General features: G+C 56.8%; 1 protein-coding gene. It reads left to right on the top strand.

What is annotated here, in order from left to right:
* Positions 1-450: 450 nt before the first annotated feature.
* On the top strand, positions 451-639 hold a 189-nt coding region (locus EN750_RS37855; protein ID WP_145968363.1), incomplete at its 3' end, for a hypothetical protein.

Below are 639 nucleotides of genomic sequence, written 5' to 3'. Positions count from 1 at the left end.
GTCTGAAGTTGACCGGTTTCGCGAGCGGACCGCAAGGGGCCAGGCGCCGGAAAAACAGTAAAGCCAGCCAACCGGCAAAGCCCAGGTCGACGACTGAAGCTTACGTTTTTCCCAGACTTGACGACATTTTCTGTCGCGAAAAGCCCAAGTTTTTTGTGAATCGGTCTTGTGTGCGTCCCGGATTTCTGCCATAAAAATTTAGGACAGTAGTGCTGTCTTATTTTGTCGCACAAAACGAGCCGGATTGGCGTATCATTGGGCCTCTCCGGCTGTTGCCGCGAGCGACAGGTGGACAGCCAGACTCTGGCCTGTACGATTACCAGATGCGATCCATGCGGAAAGCCGCCTGGTTCGGCAAGGATTTCGCAAGACGTGCCACAAGGATCAGGGTGAGCCAAGCGCTTGCCGAGGCAAACCAGCGCCTGAATGGCTGGGAATGGAGGACAGGAGATGACGGACATGACGCACTCTGCGACGAACGGCCAGGCCGCGCAGACGAAAGCGGCAACCGTCAAAACCACCTTGCGATCCAATATTAGCCGAACCGCCAACGGCTTTTCCGCCCAGGGCCTCTACGATCCGCGCAACGAGCATGACGCCTGCGGCGTCGGCTTCATCGTCAATATGAAGGGCGTGAAG

This window comes from Mesorhizobium sp. M7A.F.Ca.ET.027.03.2.1 (genome assembly GCF_003999175.1).
Classification (GTDB): Bacteria; Pseudomonadota; Alphaproteobacteria; order Rhizobiales; family Rhizobiaceae; genus Mesorhizobium.
Note: the sequence above shows the minus strand (reverse complement) of the source record. Positions and strands in the feature narration are given on the sequence as shown.